Annotated in this window: 1 protein-coding gene and 1 pseudogene; one reads left to right on the top strand and one right to left on the bottom strand. The window is 38.6% G+C overall.

Annotated elements, in window-relative coordinates; translation table 11 throughout:
• Window positions 1-837, top strand: an 837-nt coding sequence (locus tag VXQ92_RS19475; RefSeq protein ID WP_416682901.1) for a glycerophosphodiester phosphodiesterase family protein, incomplete at its 5' end; no start/stop codon positions are given.
• Between the two features lie 43 nt (window positions 838-880).
• Here VXQ92_RS19475 and VXQ92_RS19480 read toward each other — a convergent pair.
• Window positions 881-1,186: pseudogene (locus VXQ92_RS19480) on the bottom strand (MBL fold metallo-hydrolase); the annotation flags it as partial.

Genomic DNA, 1,186 nt, shown 5'->3' on the forward strand with positions numbered 1-1,186 from the left:
CGTAAAAAAACAAAAAATATTGATGGCGTCGACTTAACCGGTTGGTTCACGGAAGACTTCACTTTAAGTGAATTACAGCAGCTTAAAGCGCGTGAACGTATTCCTGAGTTTCGACCAGCCAACACAGCTTATAATGATCTTTACCCTGTCCCAACTCTAGAACAAATCATTGAGCTTGCCGAAGCTAACTATAAAAAGACGGGGAAAATTATAGGCTTATATATTGAGACGAAACATCCGACTTATTTTAAAAATCAAAATCTGGCAATGGAAGATACTCTTCTAAAAACCTTAGCCAAATATAAATATACACGTGATATTGCACCTGTCTATTTACAGTCTTTTGAAGTTCAGAATCTAAAAGATTTAAAAAGGGAGCTTGACCTTCATAAGACGCTTAAACACGCACAAATTATTCAGCTATACGACTCAAAAACATCTCGACCAGCAGACTTCGTAGAGTCTGGTGATACTAAAACTTATGCTGATTTAGCCACAGCACAAGGGTTAAAAGATGTTGCCAAATATGCAAATGGTGTAGGACCAAGTAAAGGTTACATACTGACCTTTAATAATGATGGCTCTTATAAAACTAGTACGTTTATTTCTGATGCACATACGGCTGGTTTAAAAGTACATCCTTATACTTTCCGGCCAGAAAACAACTTCCTACCAGCGCCGTTAAAGTGCAGCCCAGATAAACCTGCTGAACGTTGTCCAACTGGTGCGTTAAAAGAGTTTGAAGCCTATTTCAAGGCAGGTGTTGATGGCGTATTTACCGATGACCCAGCACTCGGTCGCGAAGCTGTCACTAATTTTGAAAAAGCTGCAAAATAACTCAATCTTCATAAAAAAACAGGGCAATGAATGCCCTGTTTTTTTATTTATCAAGACTGTTATTAAAATATAAAGGAATCCACTGATACTGCTCAGCATTCACTTTATACACATGACCAATTCCCGGGAACGGTAAATGCGGGGCAGCTACCCATTGTTGCTTATTTGAAATTTCAGCAAACATTTTTAAACGAGTATTAATTGCCTGCTCTGAATTTACATCAAAATCTACCCCAGTTTTTGGAGCATCAAACTGTAAAGAATGTGAGTGGACAATATCACCAACAAAGACAATTTGTTGCCCTTTACTCTTCAAACGGAAGCTATGGTGTCCGGGTGTGTGCCCTTG

Source organism: Acinetobacter sp. 228 (genome assembly GCF_048147885.1).